This is a genomic window from Lichenibacterium ramalinae (assembly GCF_004137085.1).
In the GTDB taxonomy this organism is placed as follows: domain Bacteria; phylum Pseudomonadota; class Alphaproteobacteria; order Rhizobiales; family Beijerinckiaceae; genus Lichenihabitans; species Lichenihabitans ramalinae.
This window is the reverse complement of sequence record NZ_QYBC01000002.1, coordinates 308,840-332,367: the sequence shown is the minus strand read 5'-3', so window position 1 is coordinate 332,367 and position 23,528 is coordinate 308,840. Positions and strand designations below refer to the sequence as shown.

At 71.9% G+C, this 23,528-nt stretch carries 22 protein-coding genes; 11 read left to right on the top strand and 11 right to left on the bottom strand.

Going from position 1 to position 23,528, the window contains the following annotated elements; all coding sequences use genetic code 11:
* Window positions 1-45: 45 nt before the first annotated feature.
* On the bottom strand, window positions 46-567 hold the full coding sequence (locus D3272_RS03835) for a hypothetical protein (protein ID WP_245496367.1): 522 nt from the start codon (window positions 565-567) through the stop codon (window positions 46-48).
* A 225-nt stretch (window positions 568-792) separates the two neighbouring features.
* Between D3272_RS03835 and D3272_RS03830 the strand changes: the two genes are divergently transcribed.
* The 8 genes from D3272_RS03830 (at window position 793) to D3272_RS03795 (ending at window position 10,788) form a co-directional block, all read left to right on the top strand.
* Window positions 793-2,847, top strand: coding sequence for an FUSC family protein (locus D3272_RS03830; RefSeq protein ID WP_129217802.1), 2,055 nt, complete (start codon window positions 793-795; stop codon window positions 2,845-2,847).
* Entirely contained in the window at window positions 2,844-3,062 is a 219-nt protein-coding gene (locus tag D3272_RS03825; protein ID WP_129217801.1) for a DUF1656 domain-containing protein, read from the top strand. The genes D3272_RS03830 and D3272_RS03825 overlap by 4 nt, the downstream gene beginning before the upstream one ends.
* 12 nt (window positions 3,063-3,074) lie before the next feature.
* Window positions 3,075-4,313: an efflux RND transporter periplasmic adaptor subunit gene (locus D3272_RS03820; RefSeq protein WP_129217800.1), complete on the top strand. Its 1,239-nt coding sequence runs from the start codon at window positions 3,075-3,077 to the stop codon at window positions 4,311-4,313.
* A gap of 81 nt (window positions 4,314-4,394) precedes the next feature.
* The gene (locus tag D3272_RS03815; RefSeq protein WP_129217799.1) at window positions 4,395-7,289 is read left to right on the top strand and encodes a response regulator; all 2,895 of its coding nucleotides are present in this window, start codon (window positions 4,395-4,397) and stop codon (window positions 7,287-7,289) included.
* Between the two features lie 166 nt (window positions 7,290-7,455).
* The gene (locus D3272_RS03810; RefSeq protein ID WP_129217798.1) at window positions 7,456-7,605 is read left to right on the top strand and encodes an aa3-type cytochrome c oxidase subunit IV; all 150 of its coding nucleotides are present in this window, start codon (window positions 7,456-7,458) and stop codon (window positions 7,603-7,605) included.
* A gap of 121 nt (window positions 7,606-7,726) precedes the next feature.
* Window positions 7,727-8,878, top strand: coding sequence for a Re/Si-specific NAD(P)(+) transhydrogenase subunit alpha (locus D3272_RS03805; RefSeq protein WP_129217797.1), 1,152 nt, complete (start codon window positions 7,727-7,729; stop codon window positions 8,876-8,878).
* A 58-nt stretch (window positions 8,879-8,936) separates the two neighbouring features.
* A complete protein-coding gene (locus D3272_RS03800; RefSeq protein WP_129217796.1) occupies window positions 8,937-9,386 on the top strand; it encodes a proton-translocating transhydrogenase family protein in 450 nt (149 codons plus the stop codon).
* A gap of 4 nt (window positions 9,387-9,390) precedes the next feature.
* Entirely contained in the window at window positions 9,391-10,788 is a 1,398-nt protein-coding gene (locus D3272_RS03795; RefSeq protein ID WP_129217795.1) for an NAD(P)(+) transhydrogenase (Re/Si-specific) subunit beta, read from the top strand.
* A gap of 291 nt (window positions 10,789-11,079) precedes the next feature.
* On the opposite strand, the gene D3272_RS03790 is transcribed toward D3272_RS03795, so the two are convergent.
* From D3272_RS03790 to D3272_RS03775, 4 genes are read right to left on the bottom strand one after another with little or no spacing between them, the layout of a single operon-like run.
* The gene (locus D3272_RS03790) at window positions 11,080-11,922 is read right to left on the bottom strand and encodes a carbohydrate ABC transporter permease (protein WP_129217794.1); all 843 of its coding nucleotides are present in this window, start codon (window positions 11,920-11,922) and stop codon (window positions 11,080-11,082) included.
* Entirely contained in the window at window positions 11,919-12,770 is an 852-nt protein-coding gene (locus D3272_RS03785) for a carbohydrate ABC transporter permease (protein ID WP_129217905.1), read from the bottom strand. Before D3272_RS03785 ends, D3272_RS03790 begins: the two co-directional genes overlap by 4 nt.
* Before the next feature lie 50 nt (window positions 12,771-12,820).
* Window positions 12,821-14,134 (bottom strand): ABC transporter substrate-binding protein, encoded by a 1,314-nt coding sequence (locus D3272_RS03780; protein WP_129217793.1) that lies wholly within the window; start codon window positions 14,132-14,134, stop codon window positions 12,821-12,823.
* Between the two features lie 16 nt (window positions 14,135-14,150).
* The gene (locus D3272_RS03775; protein ID WP_129217792.1) at window positions 14,151-15,245 is read right to left on the bottom strand and encodes an ABC transporter ATP-binding protein; all 1,095 of its coding nucleotides are present in this window, start codon (window positions 15,243-15,245) and stop codon (window positions 14,151-14,153) included.
* Window positions 15,246-15,472: 227 nt separating this feature from the next.
* Here D3272_RS03775 and D3272_RS03770 point away from each other — a divergent pair, with 227 nt between their 5' ends.
* The 3 genes from D3272_RS03770 to D3272_RS03760 all read left to right on the top strand — a co-directional run bounded on the left by D3272_RS03770 (window position 15,473) and on the right by D3272_RS03760 (window position 18,466).
* Window positions 15,473-16,288: a metallophosphoesterase gene (locus D3272_RS03770; protein WP_165361206.1), complete on the top strand. Its 816-nt coding sequence runs from the start codon at window positions 15,473-15,475 to the stop codon at window positions 16,286-16,288.
* Window positions 16,289-16,296: 8 nt separating this feature from the next.
* The gene (locus D3272_RS03765; protein WP_129217790.1) at window positions 16,297-17,205 is read left to right on the top strand and encodes a glycerophosphodiester phosphodiesterase family protein; all 909 of its coding nucleotides are present in this window, start codon (window positions 16,297-16,299) and stop codon (window positions 17,203-17,205) included.
* Window positions 17,206-17,281: 76 nt separating this feature from the next.
* Window positions 17,282-18,466: an HPP family protein gene (locus tag D3272_RS03760; RefSeq protein ID WP_129217789.1), complete on the top strand. Its 1,185-nt coding sequence runs from the start codon at window positions 17,282-17,284 to the stop codon at window positions 18,464-18,466.
* Window positions 18,467-18,910: 444 nt separating this feature from the next.
* On the opposite strand, the gene trxA is transcribed toward D3272_RS03760, so the two are convergent.
* From trxA to D3272_RS03730, 6 genes are all read right to left on the bottom strand, one after another.
* Entirely contained in the window at window positions 18,911-19,246 is a 336-nt protein-coding gene (trxA, locus tag D3272_RS03755; protein WP_129217788.1) for a thioredoxin, read from the bottom strand.
* A 73-nt stretch (window positions 19,247-19,319) separates the two neighbouring features.
* Window positions 19,320-20,000, bottom strand: coding sequence for a CoA transferase subunit B (locus D3272_RS03750; RefSeq protein ID WP_129217787.1), 681 nt, complete (start codon window positions 19,998-20,000; stop codon window positions 19,320-19,322).
* Window positions 20,000-20,737 (bottom strand): CoA transferase subunit A, encoded by a 738-nt coding sequence (locus tag D3272_RS03745; RefSeq protein ID WP_129217786.1) that lies wholly within the window; start codon window positions 20,735-20,737, stop codon window positions 20,000-20,002. Before D3272_RS03745 ends, D3272_RS03750 begins: the two co-directional genes overlap by 1 nt.
* Window positions 20,738-20,889: 152 nt before the next feature.
* Window positions 20,890-21,882 carry a DMT family transporter gene (locus D3272_RS03740; RefSeq protein WP_129217785.1) on the bottom strand — a complete coding sequence of 331 codons (993 nt, stop codon included), beginning with the start codon at window positions 21,880-21,882 and terminating at the stop codon, window positions 20,890-20,892.
* A 179-nt stretch (window positions 21,883-22,061) separates the two neighbouring features.
* Entirely contained in the window at window positions 22,062-22,778 is a 717-nt protein-coding gene (locus D3272_RS03735; RefSeq protein WP_165361205.1) for a helix-turn-helix transcriptional regulator, read from the bottom strand.
* Window positions 22,779-23,157: 379 nt separating this feature from the next.
* Entirely contained in the window at window positions 23,158-23,370 is a 213-nt protein-coding gene (locus tag D3272_RS03730; protein WP_129217783.1) for a hypothetical protein, read from the bottom strand.
* Window positions 23,371-23,528: the final 158 nt, after the last annotated feature.

The window sequence follows — 23,528 nt, the reverse complement described above, 5'->3', positions numbered from 1 at the left end:
ACGTTCTCCTCGGTGTCGGGGACCAGGGCTTTCGGCGACGCGGTCTCAGTAGCGATAGCCGAACCGGCGCCCGTAGCCGATGCCGTAGGGGCGCCCGAAGCCGTAGCCGAACCCGCGATAGCCATAGCCGTAGCCCAGGAAGGGACGGCGGAAGAAGGCGCGGCGGTAGCCGTAGCCCAGGCCGGCATAGGGGAAGCCGACCCCGTAGCCGAAGCGGCGATAGCCGAACCCGCCGTAGCCGAAGCGACGATAGCCGAAGCCGCCATAGCCGAAGCGCCGGAAACCGATGCCGCCGTAACCGAAACGGCCCCGTCCGAAGCCGCCGTAGCCACCGCGGAACCCGCCGAAACGGCCATACCCGCCGCGGAAGCCGCCGTACCCGCCCCGGAACCCCCCGAAGCCGCCGCGGAACCCGCCACCGCGGTACACGCCGCCGCCGTAGCCGCCCCGGAACGCCTGCGCGGGTTCCGCCGTCGCCACCAGAACGGCGCCGACCGACAACGCACCGATGCCCGCCAAGGCCACCTTCTTCAGGGTGGCGCCATATGAAAAGCCCGATCCCAACATAGCAAAACCGTCCTCGACCTGATCTCGTCTCGCCCTCGTTGGCAGAATTCGTGACAACGGCTTAATGTTCCCCCCGGCCACGAAGCAACGCCATGATGACGCGGCCCGTTCATCTATCGTTCATCTTGCCGCTGCGGCAGCCGGCGGGCGTCGAGGCACGGCGGCAACAATCCGCGGCGCCGGCCGTTGAGCCGCATCGGTCCTGAACGGCGGCAGTCCAGCATCATGTCCAGTCCCGCGGCCCCGGCCCGCGACGCCGACGACGCTTGGCCGACATGGGCGGCGCCCGCGCTGCAGAGGCTGCTCTACGGCCTGCGGCTCGCCGGGGCCGTGTCGCTCGCGCTCTTCATCGCCTTCTGGCTCGAACTCGACAACCCGTCCTGGGCCGGCACCTCGGCCGCCATCGTCTGCCAACCGGTGCTCGGCGCCTCCTTGCGCAAGGGCTTCTTCCGCATGATCGGCACCGTGGTGGGGGCCACGATGAGCGTCGTGCTGACCGGCATCTTTCCCCAGAACCGGGTCGGCTTCCTGGTCGGCATGGCGCTGTGGGCGGCGGCCTGCTCGTTCGGCAACACGATCACGCGGAACTTCGCCGCCTACGGCTTCGCGCTGGCCGGCTACACGCTGGCCATCATCGCGGGGGATTCCATCTCGCAGCCCGGGGACGTGTTCCATCTCGCCATCACCCGCGCCACCGAGATCATCATCGGCATCGCCTGCGCCATGGCGGTCACTGGCCTGTCCGACCTCGGCCGGTCGCGGGCCGCCCTGGCCGGCGCCGTCGACGCGCTCGGGCGCGAGATCCACGACCGCTTCGCCGACCTGCTCGGGAACCCGGCCGCCCACCTCGACGAGGGGCCGGACGTCAGGCGCGCCCTCATCGCCCGCGTGGCGGCGCTCGATCCCGTCGTCGACCAGGCGATCGGCGAGGAGCCGGAATTCCGCCACCGGGTCGGCATCCTGCGCGAAGCCGTGTCGGGCCTCTTCGCCGCCCTGTCGGGTTGGCGCATCGCCGAAAGTCACCTCGTCGGCCTGCCCGAGGGCGCGGCGCGGGCGGAAGCGCGACGGGTCGCCGAGCGCCTGCCGGCCTCCTGGCGCAGCCCGTCTCCGGCCGCCGATGCGGAGGTGGCCCGCATCGGCCTCGGCCCCGATCCCGAGCGCGGCGCCGAGCTCGTGGCCGACAGGCGGGAGGATGTCGCGGCCGCGCGGGCTCTCGTGGAGCGGCGCGACGACGGCGGCACCTCGCAGCGCCTCCTGTCGGAGGCGGCCGCGAAGCTCGCGCTCGGGCTCGCCGCCGCCGCCAACGGGCTCGCCCTCCTGCGCGAGCCTGCCGTGGCCCGCGATCCCGCCGCGACCCCCGACTTCGTCGTGGCCGACTACCTGCCGGCGGTGGTCAACGCCATCCGCACGTTCCTGGCCATATCGGCCGGCATCCTGTTCTGGGTCGCGACCGAATGGCCGAGCGGCCTCGGCGCCATGACGTTCCTGGCCGTGACGGTGCTGTTGCTGGCGCCCCAGCAGGAGCACGCGCCGCGGGCCGCGCTGGGCTTCGGCATCGGCACGGTGCTGACGGCGGTGCTCGCCGGCATCGTGAACTTCGCCGTCCTGCCCAACCACGAGGGCTTCTTGGCGCTGGCCCTGATCCTGTCGGCCGTGCTGGTCCCGCTCGCCATGCTGTCGACCGTGCCGGCGCTGGCCCCCTACCTCGTCGCCGCCACGATGAACTTCGTGCCGCTGGTCGGGCCCACCAACGAGATCAGCTTCAACACGCTGAGCTTCTACAACAGCGCCCTCGGCATCGTCGGCGGCTGCCTCGCCGGCGCCCTGGCCCTGGTGCTGATCCCGCCGGTGCCGCAGGGCCTCCGGGCCGAAAGGCTGGTGGACCTCACCCTGCGCGAGATGCGCCGGATCGCGGCCGGGCGGGCGACGCCGACGCCGGCCGCCTGGCAGCACCGCGTCTATGCCCGGCTGATCGCCCTGCCGCCGGGCGTCGATCCCGTGCACGGCTCCCGGCTCGTCGCCGCGCTGTCGATCGGGCTGCAGGTGCTGGAGCTGCGCAGGCTCGCCGACGCGGGCCCCTCCGGCGACGCGCTTCGCGCCGCCCTGGCACGGCTCGCCGTCCGCGACGTCGACGGCATGCTGGCGGGGCTCGACGGCGTCGAGCACGGTGTCCTGGCGGCAACCGACGGGCCGCCCGACCTCCGCATCCCGACCGCCATCCGGGTGATCCGGGACGTCGTCCTGCAGCACCGGCACGAGTTCGAGGAGGATGACGGGTGAGCTTCGTCGAAATCGACGTCTTCGGGGTTTACGTGGCGCCCATCGTGCCCATGATGTTGGCGGCCGTCCTCGTCACACTCGCGTTTCGCTGGGTCGCCGTGAGCGTGGGACTGTTCCGCTGGGTCTGGCATCCGGCGCTGTTCGAGTTTTCCGTCTTCCTCATCGTCCTCGCCGCCATGGTGCTCACGGTCGGGATCCTGAAGCTGAACCTGTGAAGCGAGACCCGCATGTCTGAGGCCAGCGCCCGCGCGCCGTCCCGCGAGGAGGACCGTCCCGACCCGCAGCGGCGGAGCGAGCCGACCGGCCGTCAGCCCGCGCCCGAGCGGTCGCCGCCGCCCGGCCGGGACGGGAGTGCCGGGCAGGCGCCCCGGCCCGATGGCGTCCGGCGTCGGGCACGCCGGGGCTGGCGCATCCTGCCCGTCCTCGTCACGCTGTGCATCGCGGCCGTGGCGGCCTATGCCGGCTGGCTGCTGTGGAACGCCTACATGGCGTCGCCCTGGACCCGCGACGGCACCGTGCGGGTCTATGTCGTGACGGTGGCGCCGGAAGTGTCGGGGCAGATCGTCGACCTGCCGGTGCGCGACAACCAGTTCGTCCACAAGGGCGACCTGCTGATGCGCATCGACCCGCGCGACTATCGCGTCGCCATCGACCTGTCCCAGGCCGCCCTCGACCAGGCGCAGGCCGACTACATGAACAAGCAGTCCCAGGCGGCCCGCCGCCTGCAGCTGACCGACCTCGCCACCACGCCCGAGCAGAAGGAGCAGTATGTTTCGGCGGCCAAGATGGCCCAGGCCGACGTCGAGCAGCAGAAGGCCAACCTCGACCGCGCCAAGATCAACATGGAGCGCACCGAGATCCGCGCGCCCGTGAACGGTTGGGTGACGAACCTGCTGACCCAACAGGGCAACTACGCCACCACGGGGCAAACGGCCCTGTCGGTGGTCGATTCCGATTCCTACTGGGTGGACGGCTACTTCGAGGAAACCAACATCGGGCCGATCCGCGAGGGAGACCCCGCCAAGGTCTACCTCCTGGGCTACCGGCGGGTGGTGCTGGGCCACGTCGACTCGGTGGCGCGCGCCATCGTGGTGTCCAACGCCCAGCCGGGGCAGAGCGGCCTCGCCACCGTGAACCCGATCTTCACCTGGGTGCGGCTCGCCCAGCGCGTCCCGGTGCGGGTGCATCTCGACGACGTGCCGCCGGACGTCCGCCTCGTCGCCGGCATGACGGCGACCGTCGAGGTCGACCCGCCCGCAGGGCCACGTCCCCCCGTCGCCGACACCGGCGCCCAGCCCGGGTCCGGCGCCCCGCAGACGGGGCCGGACGGCCAGCCGGCGGCGCCCCGGTCCGCCGCTCCGCAAAGCGCCATCACCTTCACGGCGCCCATCGCGGCGGCCGGCGGCCCCACGGGCGACACGCGCCCGGCGGAGGCCCCGCAGCCCCCGGCGCGGGCGAAACCCTGACCCGCCGCGGCCGGCACCCCGCGGGCGGTCGCCTTGTGCTAGAAGCTCCCGGAGGCCCGGGATTGCGGAGGACACAGCCCAGTGAACGATGAGACCCTCGTCGAGCAGGCCCGCCACGCGCTGAGCCGGTCGGCGATCCTGGCCGCGGTCCTGCTGCTCGTGGCCCTCGCCAGCGGCCTGTGGTCGGTGACGGCGGCCCACCGGTCGACCACGGCGATCGACCGCGCCCGGGAAACCGTGGTGCTGACGGAGCGCGTCCTGTCCTCCGTCAAGGACCTCGAGACGAGCCAGCGCGGCTTCATCCTCACCGGGGACGACAGCTACCTCGGCCCCTACGACGTCGCGATCGGACGGCTCGAGCCCGAACTCCGGGCGCTGCAGGGGCACGACCTCGACCTGCCGGCCCTGAAGGCGCTGGTGGCGGAGCGCAGCGACGCCGCCGCCCGCACCATCGCGCAGTTCAGGGCGCTCGGGTCCGAGAGTGCCGTCGCGAGCATCCGCACCGGGGCCGGCAAGGCCGCCATGGACCGGCTGCGCGGCTTCGTCTCCGACACGCAGGCGGCCGCCGAGGCGACGGTTGCGTCCCAGGCGCGGCACGACCGCATGATGCTGCTGCCCTTCGAGATCCTCACCGTGCTGGCGACGCTGGCCGCCATCGCGCTCATCGCCTGGGTCGCCGTGCAGCGCCGGACCGAGCAGCGGGCCGCCAGCGCGCTGCTCGAGGGCGTGCTCGACCATGCCCCGGTGGGGCTCGGCTTCCTCGACGCCAGCCTGCACGTCCGCCACATGAACCGTTCGCTCTCCACCATGAGCGACCGCGCGCTCAGCGCCTCGGTGGGGGCCAGCATCTGGGACGTGCTGCCGCAGCTGCGCGAGCCGCTGGAGGCGCGGCTGCGCCAGGTGGTGGAGGGACGGCGCCCCATCCCCAACATCGAGGTGCGGGCCGGCGACGGCAAGCCGCGCGACTACCAGGTGACGTTCTATCCCATCCGATCCTCCGGCAAGGGCGACCGCCTGGAGGGGGCCGGCATGGTGGTGTCGGACGTCACGGTCCGCAAGCGCACCGAGGCGCGGCTGCGCGACAGCGAGGAGCGCTTCCGCACCCTGACGGAAGCCAGCGCCGCCATCGTCTGGACGGCCAACAGCGAGGGCGCCTTCGTCGAGCCCCAGGCCGAATGGGCGGACTTCACGGGCCAGCCGGCCGAAGCGTACCGGGGCGCGGGCTGGCTCGACGCCGTCCACCCCGAGGACCGGGACGCGACCCTGTCGGCGTGGCACGAGGCCGTCGCGGCGCGCTCGCGCTACACCGTCGAGCATCGGCTGCGGCGTGCCGACGGCCTGTGGCGCCACATGGACGTTTCGGCCGTGCCGATCCTCGACGAGGAGGGCGACGTGCGGGAATGGGTCGGCCAGCACGCCGACATCACCGAGCGCAAGCTCGCCGAGATCGAGCTGTCCGCCGCCAAGGAGGCGGCCGAGGCGGCCAACCGCGCCAAGAGCGCCTTCCTGGCCAACATGAGCCACGAGCTGCGCACGCCGCTGTCGGCCGTCATCGGCTACAGCGAGATGATGGAGGAGGAGCTCGAGGACGCCGGGCAGGACGCGCTGCTGGTCGACCTCGGCAAGATCAAGTCCAACGCCCGGCACCTGCTCAGCCTCATCAACGACGTGCTCGACCTCAGCAAGATCGAAGCCAACCGCATGGACACCTATGCCGAGACCGTGGAGGTGGCGGCGCTGATGCGGGAAGTGGCCGGCACCGTGGAAGGGCTGGTCAAGGGCAAGGGCAACACCCTCGCCGTCGACCTGCCGGACGACCTCGGCACGATGCGGACCGACGCCGTCAAGCTGCGCCAGTGCCTGTTCAACCTGCTCGGCAACGCCGCGAAGTTCACCGAAGCCGGCCGCATCACCCTGTCGGCGCGACGCGAGGGCGCGGGGACGGACGGCGACCTCGTCTTCGTGGTGCGCGACACCGGTATCGGCATGACGGAGGACCAGCTCGGTCGCCTGTTCCAGCGCTTCACCCAGGCCGACGAGACCACCACGCGCAAGTTCGGCGGCACGGGCCTCGGCCTCGCCATCACGCGCGCCTTCGCGCGGCTGCTCGGCGGCGACATCGCGGTCGAGAGCCAGCATGGCGAGGGCACGGCCTTCACCATCACGCTGCCGGCCGCCATGCCGGAAACCGTCCGGGAGGAGCTCCCGGCCCCCAGCCACGGGCCGCTGTCCGGAGATCACGCCGGCGTGCTCGTCATCGACGACGACGCGGCCCAGCGCGACCTCATGGTGCGGTTCCTCGAGCGGCAGGGCTTTACCGCCTTCGCGGCGGCCGACGGCGCGTCCGGGCTCGAGATGGCGCGCCAAACCCTGCCGCGCGCCATCCTGCTCGACGTCATGATGCCCAAGATGGACGGCTGGTCGGTGCTGACGGCCCTCAAGGCCGACCCCAGGCTGGCCGCCATCCCGGTCGTGATGGTGACCTTCGTGGACGAACGCACCCTGAGCGCAACGCTCGGCGCCGTGGACCTCGTCAACAAGCCCGTCGACTGGGACCGGCTGAAGAGCGTGCTCGACCGTCTGCGCGAGGCCGAAGGCGAGATCCTGGTCGTGGACGACGACCCCGGCGTGCGCGAGCGGCTCCGCACCGTGCTGGAGCGCAGCGGCTACAGCGTCGGCGAGGCCGGCGACGGCGCCGAGGCGCTCCGCCGCGTCATGCACGGGCCGCCGCGCGCCATCCTGCTCGACCTGACCATGCCGGTGATGGACGGCTTCGCCTTCCTCCACGCCCTGCGGGAGCGGCCCGGCTGCCAGGACATCCCCGTCATCGTCTTCAGCGCGCGCGACATCTCCAGTGCCGAGCGTGAACAACTGCGCGAGGCCGACCGCATCATGTCCAAGACCACGAGTCTCAAGGACCTGACGGGCGAGCTGCGCGCCCTGGCGCCGCCCGAAGGCGCGGCGGCGGGGGCCTGAGCGAGGCTCGGCGCCGCTTCACCCCGGAACGCCGGCCCGGCCCGGCATTTGCCCCGCTTTCGCCTTTGCGCTAGACGGGAACCACAAGGGAATCGCCCGCCGTGGCGACGGGGTCGTGGTGCCGCAGCCCTGGCGGACCCGATCGAAGCAGGGGAGCGGGCGCGCGATGGCGGTGAACGACGACGTTCCGATGAATCCCGAATACATGGATTACGCGGAGCACGAGCGGACGTACGGGGGCTTCATCTTCTTCACGAAGTGGGGCGTCGTGGCCGTCGTCTGCATCGTGGTGCTGCTGGCCTTCGTCACCCTGTGATGCGCCGGCCATCGTGACGCGCCGGGATCCTTGACGCGATTGAACCGGGGCCCGCGGGCGCCGGACGGGACGAGGCCCCGCGCGGGCCGGAAGAAAATCCAACACGGGTGAGGGATCATCGATGCGCATCGCCGTGCCTGCCGAGCCGCGTGACGAAGCGCGTGTCGCCGCTACGCCGGAAACGGTGAAGAAGCTGCTCGCGCTCGGGGCCTCGGTGGCGGTGCAGGCCGGCGCCGGGCTGTCCTCCGGCATCACCGACGCGGCCTTCACGGCTGCGGGCGCCACCGTGGAGCCGGACCTGCCGGCGACGCTGCGCGACGCCGACGTGGTGCTGAAGGTCCGCCGGCCCGAGGCCGGCGACCTCGCCCATTACCGGCGCGGCGCCGCCGTCATCGCCACCATGGATCCTTACGGCCAGGAGGAAGCCCTGCAGGCGATGGCCGGCGCCGGGCTCGACGCCTTCGCCATGGAACTGATGCCGCGCATCACCCGCGCCCAGGTGATGGACGTGCTGTCGAGCCAGGCCAACCTCGCCGGCTACCGCGCCGTCATCGACGCGGCCGAGCAATATGGCCGCGCCTTCCCCATGATGATGACGGCGGCCGGCACCGTGCCGGCCGCCAAGGTCTTCGTCATGGGGGTGGGCGTCGCCGGGCTGCAGGCCATCGCGACCGCGCGTCGGCTCGGCGCCATCGTCACCGCCACCGACGTGCGACCCGCCACAAAGGAACAGGTGGAATCGCTCGGCGCCAAGTTCGTCGCGGTCGAGAACGAGGAGTTCAAGAACGCCGAAACGACGGGCGGCTACGCCAAATCCATGTCGGAGGACTACCAGCGCCAGCAGAACGAACTCGTGACGGCCCACATCGCCAAGCAGGACATCGTCATCACGACGGCGCTGATCCCGGGCCGGCCGGCCCCGAAGCTCGTCTCCGCCGCCATGGTGCGGTCCATGCGGCCGGGCTCGGTGGTGTTCGACATGGCGGTCGAGCGCGGCGGCAATTGCGAGCTGTCCCGCCCCGGCGAGGTCGTCGAGGAGGGCGGCGTCAAGGTGGTGGGCTACCGCAACGTGCCGGGCCGCCTCGCCGCCACGGCGTCGAGCCTCTACGCCCGCAACCTTTATGCCTTCCTGGAGACGCTCGTCTCCAAGGACACCAAGGCCCTGGCCATCGACTGGACCGACGACCTCGTCAAGGCCACGAACCTCACCCGCGGCGGTGCCGTGGTGCATCCCGCCTTCACCCCAGGGACCGCGGGGCTGGGCGCCGCCTGACGGGCGCCGGCCGCCCCGACCTCTTCCCCGACTCTCCCAACGCCGACGAGGACGCGACATGGCGGCCGACAGCCAGCAGATGCTCTACGAGAAGGCGCAAGCCGCCGCCGACGCCGCCCACCAGGCGGCCCTGGCCGCCCAGGGCTATGCCGACCAGCTGGCGCTGGCCGGCTCCGCCGCCGCCCATGCGGCGACGGGCGGCGTGGTGGACCCGGTGGTGTTCCGCCTCGCCATCTTCGCCCTGGCGTGTTTCGTGGGCTATTACGTCGTCTGGGCGGTGACGCCGGCGCTGCACACGCCGCTGATGTCCGTCACCAACGCCATCTCCTCCGTCATCGTCGTGGGGGCGCTGCTGTCGATCGGCGTGGCCGTCACGCCGGAGAACTACGGCGGCGCCATCGCGGCCCGCATCTTCGGCTTCGTCGCGCTGGTCCTGGCCTCGGTGAACATCTTCGGCGGCTTCCTGGTCACCGAACGCATGCTCGCCATGTACAAGAAGAAGGGCTGAGCCGATGGGCGACAATCTCGCGGCCCTGCTCTACCTCGTCTCGGGCGTCCTGTTCATCCTGGCGCTGCGCGGCCTGTCCTCGCCGGCCTCCTCGCGCCAGGGCAACCGCTTCGGCATTGCCGGCATGGCGATCGCCGTGCTGACGACGCTGCTCTACCGGCCGCCGGCCGACGCCTTCGCCTGGTTCATGGTGATCGTCGGCCTCGGCGCCGGCGCCGGCATCGGGGCCTGGAAGGCCCGCTCGGTCAAGATGACCGACATGCCCCAGCTCGTGGCACTGTTCCACGCCCTGGTCGGCCTCGCGGCCGTGACGGCGGCGGCGGGCGCGTTCTACGCGCCCCAGGCCTTCGGCATCGGCGTGCCGGGGGCCATCCACGGCCAGAGCCTCGTCGAGATGTCGATCGGCGCCGCCATCGGCGCCCTCACCTTCACGGGCTCGGTGATCGCCTTCGCCAAGCTCGACGGCCGCATGTCGGGCAAGCCCATCATCCTGCCGAACCGCCACGCCATCAACATCGGCCTCGCCGTCCTGCTGTTGGTGCTGATCGTGTATTTCGTCGCCGCGACCTCGGGCCTCGCCTTCTGGCTCATCACGCTGGTGGCGCTGGCGCTGGGCGTCCTGCTCATCGTGCCGATCGGCGGCGCCGACATGCCGGTCGTGGTGTCTATGCTGAACAGCTATTCGGGCTGGGCGGCGGCCGGCATCGGCTTCACGCTCGGCAACCTCGCCCTCATCATCACGGGCGCCCTCGTGGGTTCCTCGGGCGCCATCCTCAGCTACATCATGTGCAAGGGCATGAACCGCTCCTTCGTCAGCGTGATCCTCGGCGGCTTCGGCGGCGAGACGGCCGCGGCGGGCGGTGCCGTCGAGACCCGGCCCGTCAAGCAGGGTTCGGCGGAGGACGCCGCCTACATCATGAAGAACGCCGGCAAGGTCATCATCGTGCCGGGCTACGGCATGGCGGTGGCGCAGGCCCAGCATGCCCTGCGCGAGATGGCCGACATGCTCAAGCGCGAGGGCGTCGAGGTCAAATACGCCATCCATCCGGTGGCGGGCCGCATGCCCGGCCACATGAACGTGCTGCTGGCCGAAGCCTCCGTGCCCTACGACGAGGTCTTCGAACTCGAGGACATCAACTCCGAATTCGCCCAGGCCGACGTGGCCTTCGTCATCGGCGCCAACGACGTCACCAACCCGTCGGCCAAGACCGACAAGGCTTCCCCCATCTACGGCATGCCGGTGCTCGACGTCGAGAAGGCCAAGACCGTGCTGTTCATCAAGCGCGGCATGGGCTCGGGCTATGCCGGCGTCGAGAACGAGCTGTTCTTCCGCGACAACACCATGATGCTCTTCGCCGACGCGAAGAAGATGGTCGACACCATCATCAAGAACCTCGACTGAGCGGGAGGGGCAGCCCGACACACGCTGTTCGGCCTGGACCGTCCCGGCAGGGTACGCCGTGCGGCGATCCACCCCCGCCCCGCCCTCGTCCCGCACCGTGCGTCGACGACGCGGCCCGCCGCCGTCGGCGGAGCGGCGGCGCAGCCGTCGTGCACGGGGCGGGCGATCTCGGGCCGGATCGCGCGGGCGCCGGGCAGGTCGATGCGGGCCTCGTCGCGCCGTCGACGACACAGCGGGGCGCGTCACGCCTTGCCGTGATGCGCCGCCGGGCCCGGATCGGTTCGCCCGCCCTCACTTGATGCCGGCGCGCATGAAGCTCTGCACGAAGGCGCGCTGGAACAGGAGGAAGCCGACCAGCAGCGGCGCGGCGCTCATCAGGCTCGACGCCGCCACCAGCGCCCAGCTCACGCCCTGGTCGGGCGAGGCGAAGATGAGCAGCCCGACCGTGATGGGCCGCGTGCCGACCGAGTTCGTCACGATGAGCGGCCAGAGCAGGTTGTTCCAGTGATAGCTGACCGAGACCAGCCCGTAGGCGACCAGGGTCGCGCGCGACACCGGCAGGTAGACGCGCCACAGCAGGCCGAGCGGGCCGGCACCCTCCACGCGCGCGGCGTCGTCGAGTTCGCGCGGCACGGTCAGGAAGGCCTGCCGCAGCAGGAAGATGCCGAAGCCCGAGGCCAGGTAGGGCAGGCCGATCGCCGGGATGGTGTCGACGAGGCCCAGCGCCGCCACCGTCCGGTAGTTCTCGACCATGAGGGCTTCGGGCAGGATCATGAGCTGCAGCAGCACGGCATAGAAGGCGAGCGTCCGCCCCCGGAAGGTGAAGCGCGCGAAGGCGAAGGCCGCCAGCGTCGACACCACCATCTGGCCGGCCAGGATGAAGCTGATGAGCAGGGCCGTGTTGAACAGGTAGCGGGCGAAGGGCGCGGCCTGCCGGGCCGCGGCGAAGTTCGCCAGCGTCACGGGCGCGCCGAGGGTGAAATGCGTCTCGTAGGCGGCCGGGTGGAAGGCCGTCCACAGGCTGTAGAGGAGCGGCAGCGCCCAGACGAGGCCGAGCAGCCAGGCCCCGAGCGCTTCCAGCGAGGGGACGAGGCCCGCGGCGCGGCGGGCGGCGGGGAGCGCCGCGGCCCTCACCGGCAATGCGTCCGCCGGTCGAGGACGGCGAATTGCGTGAAGGCCAGTGTCGCCAGGATCACCAGCAGCACGAGGGTCAGCGCCGCCGCGTAGGACGTGTCCCAGAATTTGAAGGCCACCTCGTAGACGTAATAGAGCAGGAGGTTGCTGGCGTTGTCGGGGCCGCCGTTGGTCATGACGATGACGTGGTCGACGAGCCGGAAGGCGTTGATCAGCGCGTTGACAGCGACGAAGACCGTGGTGGGCATCAAGAGCGGCAGGGTCACGCGGCGGAAGACGTAGAAGCGCCGGTCCCCGTCGATGGCGGCCGCCTCGCGCAGGTTCGGCGGGATGGTCTGCAGCGCCGCGAGGTAGAAGATCATGAAGAACCCCGCCTCCTTCCACACCGCCACCGCCATCATGCAGCCCAGCACCGTGTGGGGGCCGCCGAGCCAGTTGCGCGGCGGCACGCCGGCGAGCCCGAGCAACTGGTCGACGAGGCCGTAGTCCTGGGTGAAGAAGAACAGCCAGATGTTGGCCACCGCGATCATGGGCAGCACGGTCGGCAGGAAGAAGGCCGTGCGCAGCAGCCCGCGCCCGGGTGCCGAACCGTTCACCAGCAGCGCCATGGCGAGGGCGAGGCCGATGGCCAGCGGCACCGTGCCGGCCGCGTAGACGACGGAATTCTGCAGCGCGCGCCAGAACACGGGGTCGGCCGCCATCGCGGCGTAGTTGTCGAGCCCGACGAAACGGGCCGGCCGCGCGCCGTGCGGCGTCGAATACAGGCTGGCGAGGGCGCTGCCCAGCGCCGGCACGTAGGTGAAGGCGGCGAGCAGCACCGCGGCGGGCAGCAGCAGCAGCCACGCCATGAGGGCCTGGGCGCCCGCCCCGCGCGGGCCGGCGCCTCCGAGCGCGGCCGTCACCGATAGGGCTTCAGCAGCCGGTCCGCCTCGGCCTGGGCGCCCTGCAGCGCGGCTGCCGGGGTCTTGGCGCCGGTCAGCACGGCCTGGATGGCGTCGTCCATGGTGCGGGCCACGCGCTGGTTGTCGTAGGTGGAGAGTTCCGCCACGGCATATTGCAGCTGGTCGCGCGCCACGGCGGCGGGCGGGAACTCCTGGACGTAGCTCTTCATGGCGGGCGTCTCCCAGGCGTCGGGCCGTGTCGCCACGTAGCCGGTCTTGATGCCCCATTCGGCGGCGCGCTCGGGCGAGGACAGGAAGCGCACGAGCTTGAAGGCCGCGGCCTCGCGGGCGGCGTCGCCGGTCTTGAAGACGTAGAGGTTGCCGCCGCCCGTCGGCGTGCCGCGTTGCTTGTCGGCCGGCAGCATGGCGACGCCGAAGGGGAAGGGGGCGTTCTTGCGGACGTTGGTGAGGTTGCCGGTGGTGGTGTACATGATGGCGGCCTTGCGCTCGAAGAAGTCCTTCGGCGTCGTCGCCCAATCGATGGAGCCCGGCTTCATGACGTGGTGCTTCTGGGCGAGGTCCACCCAGAACTGCATGGCGGAGACGACGCCCGGCGCGTCGAATGTCACGGTGGTGCCGCTGCCGTCGCCGGTCAGGAGGGCGCCCGCCTGGGCGGCCAGCCCCTGCAGCAGCCAATAGGCGGTGAGGTTCGAGGGGATCTGCACGCCCCATTGCGTGGTCTGGCCGGCGGCATCCGCCTTGGTGAGCTTCTTGCCGTCGGCGACGAGTTCGTCCCAGCTCTGCGGCGCCTTCTCGGGGTCGAGGCCGGCCTCCTTGAAGGCGTCCTTGTTCCAGTAGAGCACCGTCGTGGAGCGCTGAAACGGGATGCCCCACACGTGGTCGGCGGTGCGGCTGTTGCGCATGAAGGCGGGGAAGAAGCCGCCGAGCCAGGCCTTGGCGGCCTCGTCCTTGGCGAAACCGTCGACCGGCAGCACGGCGTCCTGGTCGATCATGGTGAACATGTCGGCCGACAGCAGCACCGCCACGTCCGGCGACTGGCCGCCCTTGCGGGCCGTCAGCGCCTTGCCGATCGTTTCCTGGTAGGTGCCGGCATAGACGGCCTTCACGTCGACGTCCGGATTGGCCGTCTCGAAATCCGCCACGAGGTCGTCGACGATCCTGGTGACGGGGCCGCCAATGGCCACGGGATAGAAGAACGACAGGTGCACCTTCTCGGCCGCCCGGGCCGGCAGGGCGGTGGACGCCAGCAGGGAGGCGGCCAGGAGGGCGGACAGGACCCGCGCGGCGGCGGGCAGGCGGATCGGGGGCATGGTCGGTGTCTCGCGGTCAGGCGGCCCGGCGGTCGGGCAGGCTCGGGTTGGGGCAGCGCCGGCCGGTGCCGGCCTCGAAGAGGTGCATGGCCTCGGCCGGCCAGGACAGGTGCAGGGGCGTGCCTGGCTGCAGGCGCATGAGGCCGGGGCGGCGGGCCGTGACGCGTTCGGCGCCGACCCGGCAGGTGAGCAGGCTGTCGGCGCCGTGGTATTCGCAGGACACCAGCGTGGCGGCGAGGCCCGGGCCGCCGCCGGCCTGCCCCTCGGGCACCGCCGCGACGTCCTCGGGGCGCAGGCCGAGGATGCGGCCGGCGCCGCCGCCCTGCACCGGCGGAGCGCCCGACGTGCCGGCGATGGCGCCACCCCCGTCGCAGTCCTCGAGGGCGACGAGGTTCATCGGCGAGGTGCCGATGAAGCGGGCCGCGAAGACCGTCTCGGGCCTGGCGTAGAGGGCTTCGGGCACGCCGGCCTGCTCGACCGCGCCGGCCCGCATCAGGATGACCTGGTCGGCCATGCTCATGGCCTCCGTCTGGTCGTGGGTGACGTAGAGCAGGGTGAGGCCGAGCCGCCGCTGCAGGTCGCGGATCTCGCGGCGCATGTCCTGGCGCAGCTGGGCGTCGAGGTTCGACAGCGGCTCGTCCATCAGGCAGAGCGGCGCTTCCGACACGAGGGCCCGGCCCAGCGCCACGCGCTGCTGCTGGCCCCCCGACAGCTGCGCGGGCTTGCGGCCGAGGAGCGGGCCCAGGCCCAGCGTTTCGGCGGCCCGCGCGAGCCGGCGCGCGCGCTCCGCCGCCGGGATGCGGCGCATCTTCAGGCCGAAGAGGATGTTCTCGCGCACGTCGAGATGCGGGAAGAGCGCGTAGTTCTGGAACACCATGGCGAGGTCGCGGCCCGAAGGCGGGCGGGCCGTCACGTCGGTGTCGCCGATCAGCACGCGCCCCGCGTCCGGCGCGTCGAGGCCCGCGATCAGCCGCAGCAGGGTGGACTTGCCGCAGCCCGAAGGCCCGAGCAGGACGGCGAGCGTGCCCGGCGCGACCGCGACATCGATGCCGTGCAGCACCGCGACGCCGCCCCAGCTCCGCCGAAGACCCTCGACCCTCACGCCCGGCACCCGACACCCTCCGCGACACCCGCCGGCCCGAGGGCGGCGGCACGATGCAGGGTGGGATAGCGACGCGACATGATGGTCGCATGACAGCGCGGGGCGCGCGGTGCCGTCCCGGGGGCATCCCCGTCACGAAAGCTTCAAGGCCCGCCTCTAGAGCGGGCCGCGACCCGGCGCCACCGCCGGGCCGCGCGGCGGGGGGCGCGGCGCCGTCGCGCCCGGTGGAGCCTCCCATGGAAGACACGACCTTCGTCCACCTGTCCGACCTCCACATCGGCGACGGCGACGACCCGACGCTGCTGTCCGACACGGGCGAGACGCTCGCCGCCGTGGTGGCGACGATCCGGGCCATGGTGCCGCCGCCGCGGTTCGCCGTGGTGAGCGGCGATCTCACCCATCGCGGCGACCCGGCGAGCTACGGCGTCGTCGCCCGGGCCCTGTCGTCCTTGCCCTGCCCGGTGATCTGCGGCCTCGGCAACCACGACGACCGCAACGGCTATGCCCAGGGCTTTGGCATCGGCGGAGGGTTCGGCACCGGCGGAGGGCCGGCCTTCGGCGAGCGGATGGTGGAGGGGATCCACGTCATCGTGCTGGACACGAGCGTGCCGGGTCGCATCGGCGGCGCCATCGACCCGCACCAGTTCGACTGGCTGGCCGAAACGCTCGAGCATCACCGCGCGGCGCCCAAAATCCTGATCATGCACCACCCGCCGGCCCTCGACGGCGAACTCGGCTGGAAGACGATCGACCCCGCCGCCACCGCACGGCTGGCGGCGCTGCTCCGCGGCCGCGACGTCGCCGCCATCCTCACCGGCCACATCCACCAGGACCGCGTCGTCATCTGGCACGGCGTCCCGGTCGTCACGGTGTCGGGCCAGCACGCCACCATGGATGCGCTCTGCCGCGACGGGCTCCGCTCGCTGCGCGGTGCCTCCTTCGGCCTGTGCCGCCTGGGGCCGGCGGGGTTCGCCGTCACCTTCGTGCAGATGCCGTCGGACCGCGCCGAACTCGAGCGCCTGTCGCGCGACACCGTCCTCAGCTTCGTGTGAGGCCCGCCATGCCGCCGAGACCCCGTCCCGCCGCCATCGTCATCGTGCTGGCGGCACTGTTCGCCGCGACACTCTTGGCGGCGGCGCCCGCCGCGGCGGGCGGGCCGCTGGTGGTGGCGCATCGCGGCGGCACCGGAGACGCGCCCGAGAACACCGCCCTCGCCATCGGCCGCGCGCTGGAGAACGGCGCCGGCGCGCTCTGGCTCACCGTGCAGATGAGCCGCGACGGCGTGCCGGTGCTGTTCCGGCCGAAGGACCTGTCGGCGTTGACCGACCGCGCCGGCCCGGTCTCGTCGCTGACGGCGGCCGAACTCGCCGGCGTGAACGCCGGCTTCAGCTTCAAGGCGCAGGACGGCTCCACGCCGTTCCGCGCCGCCCCCGTGCCGGTGCCGACCCTGGCGGCCGCCCTGGCCCCGGTGCCGCCCGCCATGCCGCTGTTCCTCGACATCAAGTCGCCCGACGCCGATCCCGCCGCCATCGCGGGCGCGGTGAAGCGCGCGCTGGATGCGGCGGGGGCCACGGCGCGCACCACGGTCTATTCCACCGACCGGCGCTACACCGACGCCGCCAGGGCGGCCGGCCTCGCGGTGTTCCAGGCGCGCGAGACCACCCGGGCCGACCTGGCTCGTGTGCTGCTTGACCGCCGTTGCCCGGCCATGGAGCCGGAAGGCTGGGCGGGCTACGAGCTCCGCCGCGAGGTGACGGTGACGGAAGACGTGACGCTCGGCCAGGCGGCGTCCAAGGCCGTGATGGAATGGGACGCGGAGGCCGTCGCCTGCTTTCGGGCGGGCGGGATCGGCCGGCTGATGCTGATCGGCGTCAATTCCCGCGCCGATTACGACGAGGCCAGGGCGCTCGGCGCCGATGCCGTGCTGGTCGATTCGCCGGCGCTGTTCCGCACCTTCGCGGGGCCGTGAGGGGCCGCGGCACCTTGCGGCGGCGGCGCGTCTCCCACAGAAGTGCCGGGGTCTCCATCGAGCTCCCGTCGCCAGCATGTCGCCTTTCCTCCAAGCCTGGGTTCCCCGGACCACGCCGGTCAGCCTGAAGGAGCGCAGCCGTTCCGCCCTCGGCGCGCTGATCGGCATCCTGGCGACGGGCTGGATCTGCCGGATGGCGGTCGGCCCTGGGACGTCGCTGCCGATCCTCGTCGCCCCGATGGGGGCTTCGGCCGTTCTGCTCTTCGCCGTGCCGTCGAGCCCGCTGGCCCAGCCCTGGTCGCTCATCGGCGGCAACCTCGTCGCCGCGCTGGTGGGCGTCACGGCCGCCCGGCTGATCCCCGACCCCTTCCTGGCGGCGGCCGTGGCGGTGGGGCTCGCCATCGGCCTGATGATGACGGCGCGCTGCGTCCACCCGCCGAGCGGCGCCGTGGCGCTGACGGCCGTCCTCGGCGGCCGCGCCGTCACGGATCTCGGCTACGGCTTCGTGCTGTGGCCGCTCGGCGCCAACAGCCTGCTGCTGCTCGCCGTCGCGCTGCTCTTCAACGGGCTGGCGGGCCGCAACTATCCCCACCGGCCCCTGGGGGCGCGCGCCGACACGGCGACGCGCGATCCGCCCTCGGCGGCGCGGGTGGGCTTCACGCCGGAGGATCTCGACGCGGTGCTGGCAGAATACGACCAGTTGCTGGAGGTGGACCGCGGCGACCTCGAGGCCATCCTGCGCGATGCCGAGATCCGGTCGTACCGGCGCCGCTCGGGCCAGGCTACCTGCGCCACCATCATGGCGCGCGACGTGGTCGCGGTCGCGCCGGGCGCGCCGATCCGCGAAGCCCTGGATCTGCTGCGCGCCCACCGCATCAAGGTCCTGCCCGTCACCGACGAGGGCGCCCGGGTGCTGGGCCTCGTGACCCAGACCGACCTGCTCGACAAATCGGCGTGGGGGCGGCGCGGCCCGCGGCTGACGTTCGGCCGGCGGGTGCGGCTGACGCTGCGCCGGGGCTCGGCCCCCCACGGCAGCGTGGCCGACATCATGACGGCGCCGGTCGTCACCGTGAGGCCGGACACGCGCCTCGCCGACCTGGTGCGGTTGATGGCCCGCACGGGCCTGCATCATCTGCCCGTGGTGGAAGCCGACGGGCGCCTCGCCGGCATCGTGGCGCAGTCGGACCTCATCGTGTCGCTGCTGGCCGAAGCCTCGGATGCGCGACGGGACGGGGAGGCCCCGGCCGGTCCGGCGGCGTGAGCCGCCGGCGCCGGATCAATCGGCGTGGGGGTGGAAGCCGAGGACGCGCTCGTAATGCTCGATCCAAAGGCGGATCATCTTGCGGGTCAGGCCTTCGCGGGCGGCCGAGGGGATGGACGACATGGCTCGTCTCCGAAAGTTGGGGAAGCGTCTTTGTTCTTGACGCCCTCAGACTACCGGAATTGCTGCACTGCGACAAACTCCTGCAGTGCAGCATAGTCATGCGTAGAGTGCATGGAAACGGGAGAAATCGTTCACATCCATGTGCTCAGCGAATGCCCCGTCTGCCCATCGCGGCGGCAGGCAAGATGCAGCCCGCCTCCGCTCCGGACGAAGGGCCGTCCTTGCCGATCACCGCGATGGCGAGGGTCCGGTGTGCCCCTCGAACGACAATGCCCGGCGCAAGGCCGGGCACGGGTCGAAGCGTCGGAGGTGGAGCGGCGCTCAGATGGCGCCGTTGATCCACTGCTGCAGCTGGCCCTTGGGCTTGGCGCCGACCATCTTGGCGGCGACCTGGCCGTCCTTGAACAGCAGCAAGGTCGGGATCGACTGGATGCCGAGCTTGCCGGGGACGCCGGGATTCTCGTCGATGTTGAACTTCACGACCTTGACCTTGCCGTGCATGTCCTTGGCGATCTCCTCGAGCGCCGGAGCGATCATGCGGCAGGGGCCGCACCATTCGGCCCAGAAGTCGACGACGACGGGCTCGGACGCGTTGAGAACGTCCTGCTCGAAGCTCTGGTCGGTGACCTTGACGGTGGAGGAACCGGCGTCTGCCATGGGAGATCCTTGGGGGCGGGGACCCGCTGGTCCCCTGGGGTTGCAGCCGAGATGGTGAGGCCCGGGGCCGCCGTCAAGCCGTCGCGGCCTCGCCCGCCAGCGCCGGCGACACGGCGTAATGCGCCTCGGTCTTGGCGGCGATGTCGTCGAGCCCGACGCCGGGCGCCAGTTCCACCAGCACCATGCCGCCGCCGTGCCGGTCGACCGTGAAGACGCCGAGGTCGGTGATGACCATGTCGACGACGCCCGAGCCCGTGAGGGGCAGGGTGCAGGCGCGCAGCAGCTTCGCCTCCTCGCCGCCGGTCTTCGCCTTGGCGGTGTGCTCCATCAGCACCACGACCTTCTTGACGCCGGCCACGAGGTCCATGGCGCCGCCCATCCCCTTCACCATCTTGCCGGGGATCATCCAGTTGGCGAGGTCGCCGGTCTCGGCGACCTGCATGGCGCCGAGGATCGACAGGTCGATGTGGCCGCCGCGGATCATGGCGAAACTGTCGGCCGAGGAGAAGAAGCTCGTGGAGGGCAGGGCCGTCACGGTCTGCTTGCCGGCGTTGATGAGGTCGGCGTCCTCCTCGCCCTCGTAGGGGAAGGGACCCATGCCCAGCATGCCGTTCTCGCTCTGCAGCTGCACGCTCATCCCCTCCGGGATGTAGTTGGACACCAGCGTCGGGATGCCGATGCCGAGGTTGACGTAGAAGCCGTCGCGCAGCTCGCGGGCGGCGCGCTCCGCCATCTGGTTCCTGTCCCAGGCCATCAGACTTCCTCCCCGGCGGCCGCCGGCGCCGCTGCCGTCGTGCGCTTGCGTGTCGTGCGCTGCTCGATCCGCTTGTCCGGGTCCGGCACGTGGACGATGCGCTTCACGTAGATGCCCGGCGTGACGATCATGTCGGGATCGAGTTCGCCCGGCTGCACGAGGTGTTCGACCTCGGCGATGGTGATCCTGGCGGCCGTCGCCATCATGGGGTTGAAGTTGCGCGCCGTCTTGCGGAATACGAGGTTGCCCTCGGTGTCGCCCTTCCAGGCATGGACCAGGGCGATGTCGCCCACGATGCCGCGCTCCATGATGTAGCGCTCGCCGTCGAACTCGCGCTCCTCCTTGCCCTCGGCCACCTGGGTGCCGACGCCCGTCTTGGTGAAGAAGGCCGGGATGCCGGCGCCGCCGGCGCGGCAGCGCTCCGCGAGCGTGCCCTGGGGGGTGAACTCCACGGCGAGCTTGCCGGCCAGGAACTGCTGGGCGAAGAGCTTGTTCTCGCCGACGTAGGACGAGATCATCTTGGCGATCTGCCCGGTCTCGAGCAGCAGGCCCAGGCCTTCGCCGTCGATGCCGGCGTTGTTGGACACGCAGGTGAGGTCCGTGGCCCCGGTGTCGCGCAGCGCCCGGATCAGGCTCGACGGGATGCCGCAGAGCCCGAAGCCGCCCGCTAGGATCGTCATGCCGTCCTTGACGAGGCCGGCCAGGGCCGCGTGAGCGTCCTCGTAGACTTTTTTCATGGTGCTGCCCGAACCCCGGCGACGTTCAAGGCGCCACCATGCCCCAGGCGGGGCGGATTTGAAAAGGTGGCGGGCCGTGATTTCTGCCCTGGGCGGGCCGGCGTTCAGGGATACGGGCGTTCAGGGATCAGGGCGTTCAGGGATCAGGGCGTTCAGGGATTCCTGGCCCGCACCGTTTCGCGCCAGGCCGTGTAGATGCCGCTGGCCGTGATGATGGCGGCGCCCGCCAGCATGGAGGGGCCCGGCACGGTGCCGAAGGCCATGAAGCCGAGGCCCGCCGCCCAGAGCAGCTGCGTGTAGGTGAAGGGCGACAGCAGCGAGGCCGGGGCGTGGCGATAGGCGAAGACCTGCATGAGGCTCGCCAACGTGGCGAAGAAGCCGCTGATGCAGCCGATCGCCACCTCGTTCCAGCTCGGCATGTGGAAGTCGAAGGCGGCCAGCGCCGTCACCACGGCGAATCCCACCACGGCCTGGTACAGCATGGTGGTCTCGGGCCGCTCGTCGCGGGCGAGGCGCGTGCCGATGACGGCGCTGGCCGAAGCGATGCTGCCGAGCAGCGGCACCAGGCTGGCGAGCGTGAAGGAGGAGCCGCCGGGCTGCACGATGACCATCACGCCGGCGAGCCCGACGAGAGCCGCCACCCAGCGCCGCAGGCCCACCTTCTCGCGCAGGAACAGGGCCGCCATGGCGGTGACCACCACGGGGGCGAGGAAGCCGATGGCGGTGGCATTGGCGACCGGCATCATGCCGAAGGCCACGATGAACAGCGCCGTCGAGGCCGCGCTGGCCACGGCGCGGCCGGCGAGCAGGCCCGGCCGCGCCGTGCGCAGCAGGGACCGGTCGCGCAGCAGCAGCGGCACCGTCATGACGACGAAGACGAGGTAGCGCATCCAGGCGACCTCGATGCCGGGCAGCGTCGCCGTCAGCATCTTGGAGGCGATGTCGGACACCGGGAACAGGGCCACGCTGGCGAGCAGCGCCAGGATGCCCACCAGCGTCCGCTCGGGCGCGCGCGCCGGGGCGGGGGCCGCCAGGGGCAGCGAGCGGGCGCCGGCGCCGCGCGGGCGCGCCGTGGAGCGCGCGACGGCGTCGCGGGACGCGTCGGGGCGGGGGCTGCGCTGCAGGTCGCGCGTGGCAGTGGCCAAGGCCGGCTCCTCGAAGCGGATGGAGATTGTCCGACGAGAGCTAGTCCGTCCGGTTCAATAAATCTTTAAGGGATCCGGCATGCATCCCTGCCGTGCAGGGAGCGCATGAATCAGCGCCGTCGGACCGTCGGCGGCGTCGCCCGGGCCTGGCGCGACGCTTCCCCGGGGTGGCCGACGAACTATCGCGGGATCCGCCGGCCCTTCGCGGCCGGAGGGGCGGCGGCCGGCGGGGGGCCGAGTCCGTCGCGCCGGAAGTCGCCCGGCGTGACCCCGAAAGCTTCGCGGAAGTTGCGGTGGGCGTGGCTGGAGTTCAGGAACCCGCTGTCGGCGGCGATCTCGGCGATGGAGCGGCAGTCGTTGCGCTGGGCGAGGGCGCGGCGCATGGCGTCGAGGCGCCTCTGCTTGACGCAGGCCGCCACCCCGCCGAACGGCTCGAGCAGGCGGTAGAGCACGCTGCGCGACACACCCGTGGCAGCCGAGATGGTTTCCGGGGTGATGTCGGTTCGATGGGAGTTGGCGGCGATGAAGGCGAGGATCTGGCCGACCCTGTCGGCCGGCTGGGCCGGATCCGAGCCGGCGCCGTCGGCCCCGAGGGCGTCCCGCACGAGGGCCCCGACCGTGGTGGTCGCCGTCACGGCCTGTCTGCGGGTGAGGTCGGCGGCGTGGCGCACCATCGATTCCAGCAGGTCCCGCAGCACCTCGCTTCCGGCGTGGGGCAGGACGAGAACGTCGCGCCGGCCGTCCGGCCAGGCGTGCCCCGACAGGACCTCGCGGTCCAGCGGCACCGTGAGCACGGGCCCGTCGGACAGCCAGGACTGCCGGCCGGCGGCGCCGTCGAACAGAGCGACGGCGCCGCTGTCCAGGAACCGGCCGGCCCCGCCGGGCGGTTCGGTCACCCGGCCGTCCACGACGAAGACGAGGGCGGGGGTGCCGGACCGCGATCCCCACCGCCGCGACCCGGGCCGGGCCGGTACGGGGCCGATGGAGAGATGGACCGTGGCCCCGTCCGGCGCGCCGGGGTGCGGCGGCGGCAGATCGGCCCGATCGCCCCTTGGCGCAGGCGGGCGCGACGAGCCGGTCGGCCTGGAGCCGGGACTGTCGCGATGGTTCTCCGAAAGTGCCATCCGGCCGATACCTCGAACAGACCCGTTCGATCAGGTGCTGCGACGGGACCGGGTTGTCAATCTCTCGTTGTTGCGGGGGCGCTGACCGCCTCGACCCCGACCGACCCCTGCCGGCGGCGGTGTGGGCGGCGGCCGGCGGTGCCGTCCCACGTCAGAAGGGCGCATCGTCCGGTGCCGGATCGTGCCGGAACTCGGCCGCCGGAACGGCGGACGTATAGGCCTCGAAGGGCGGTGGATAGTCGACGGCGATCATAGCCCCGTCGGCATAGACGCCCGCCACACGCCCGGTCAGGTCCGCCCAGGGTTCGAACAGGTCCCATAGCTCCGAACCGGCCTTCAGCCGCACCGAATCCCCCATCCTCATATCCATGATGTCCCCCGCCACCGCCGCTTGTTCATGTTTTGTTCTAGGGCACCGGCCGGCCCGCGGCCAGTCCCGCCGGCCTGTGGATTGTGGGGACGATGCGTTCGGCCGGTGCGCCGCGTCAGGACCGGCGCGGCAGATCGGCGACGGCGCGGGAC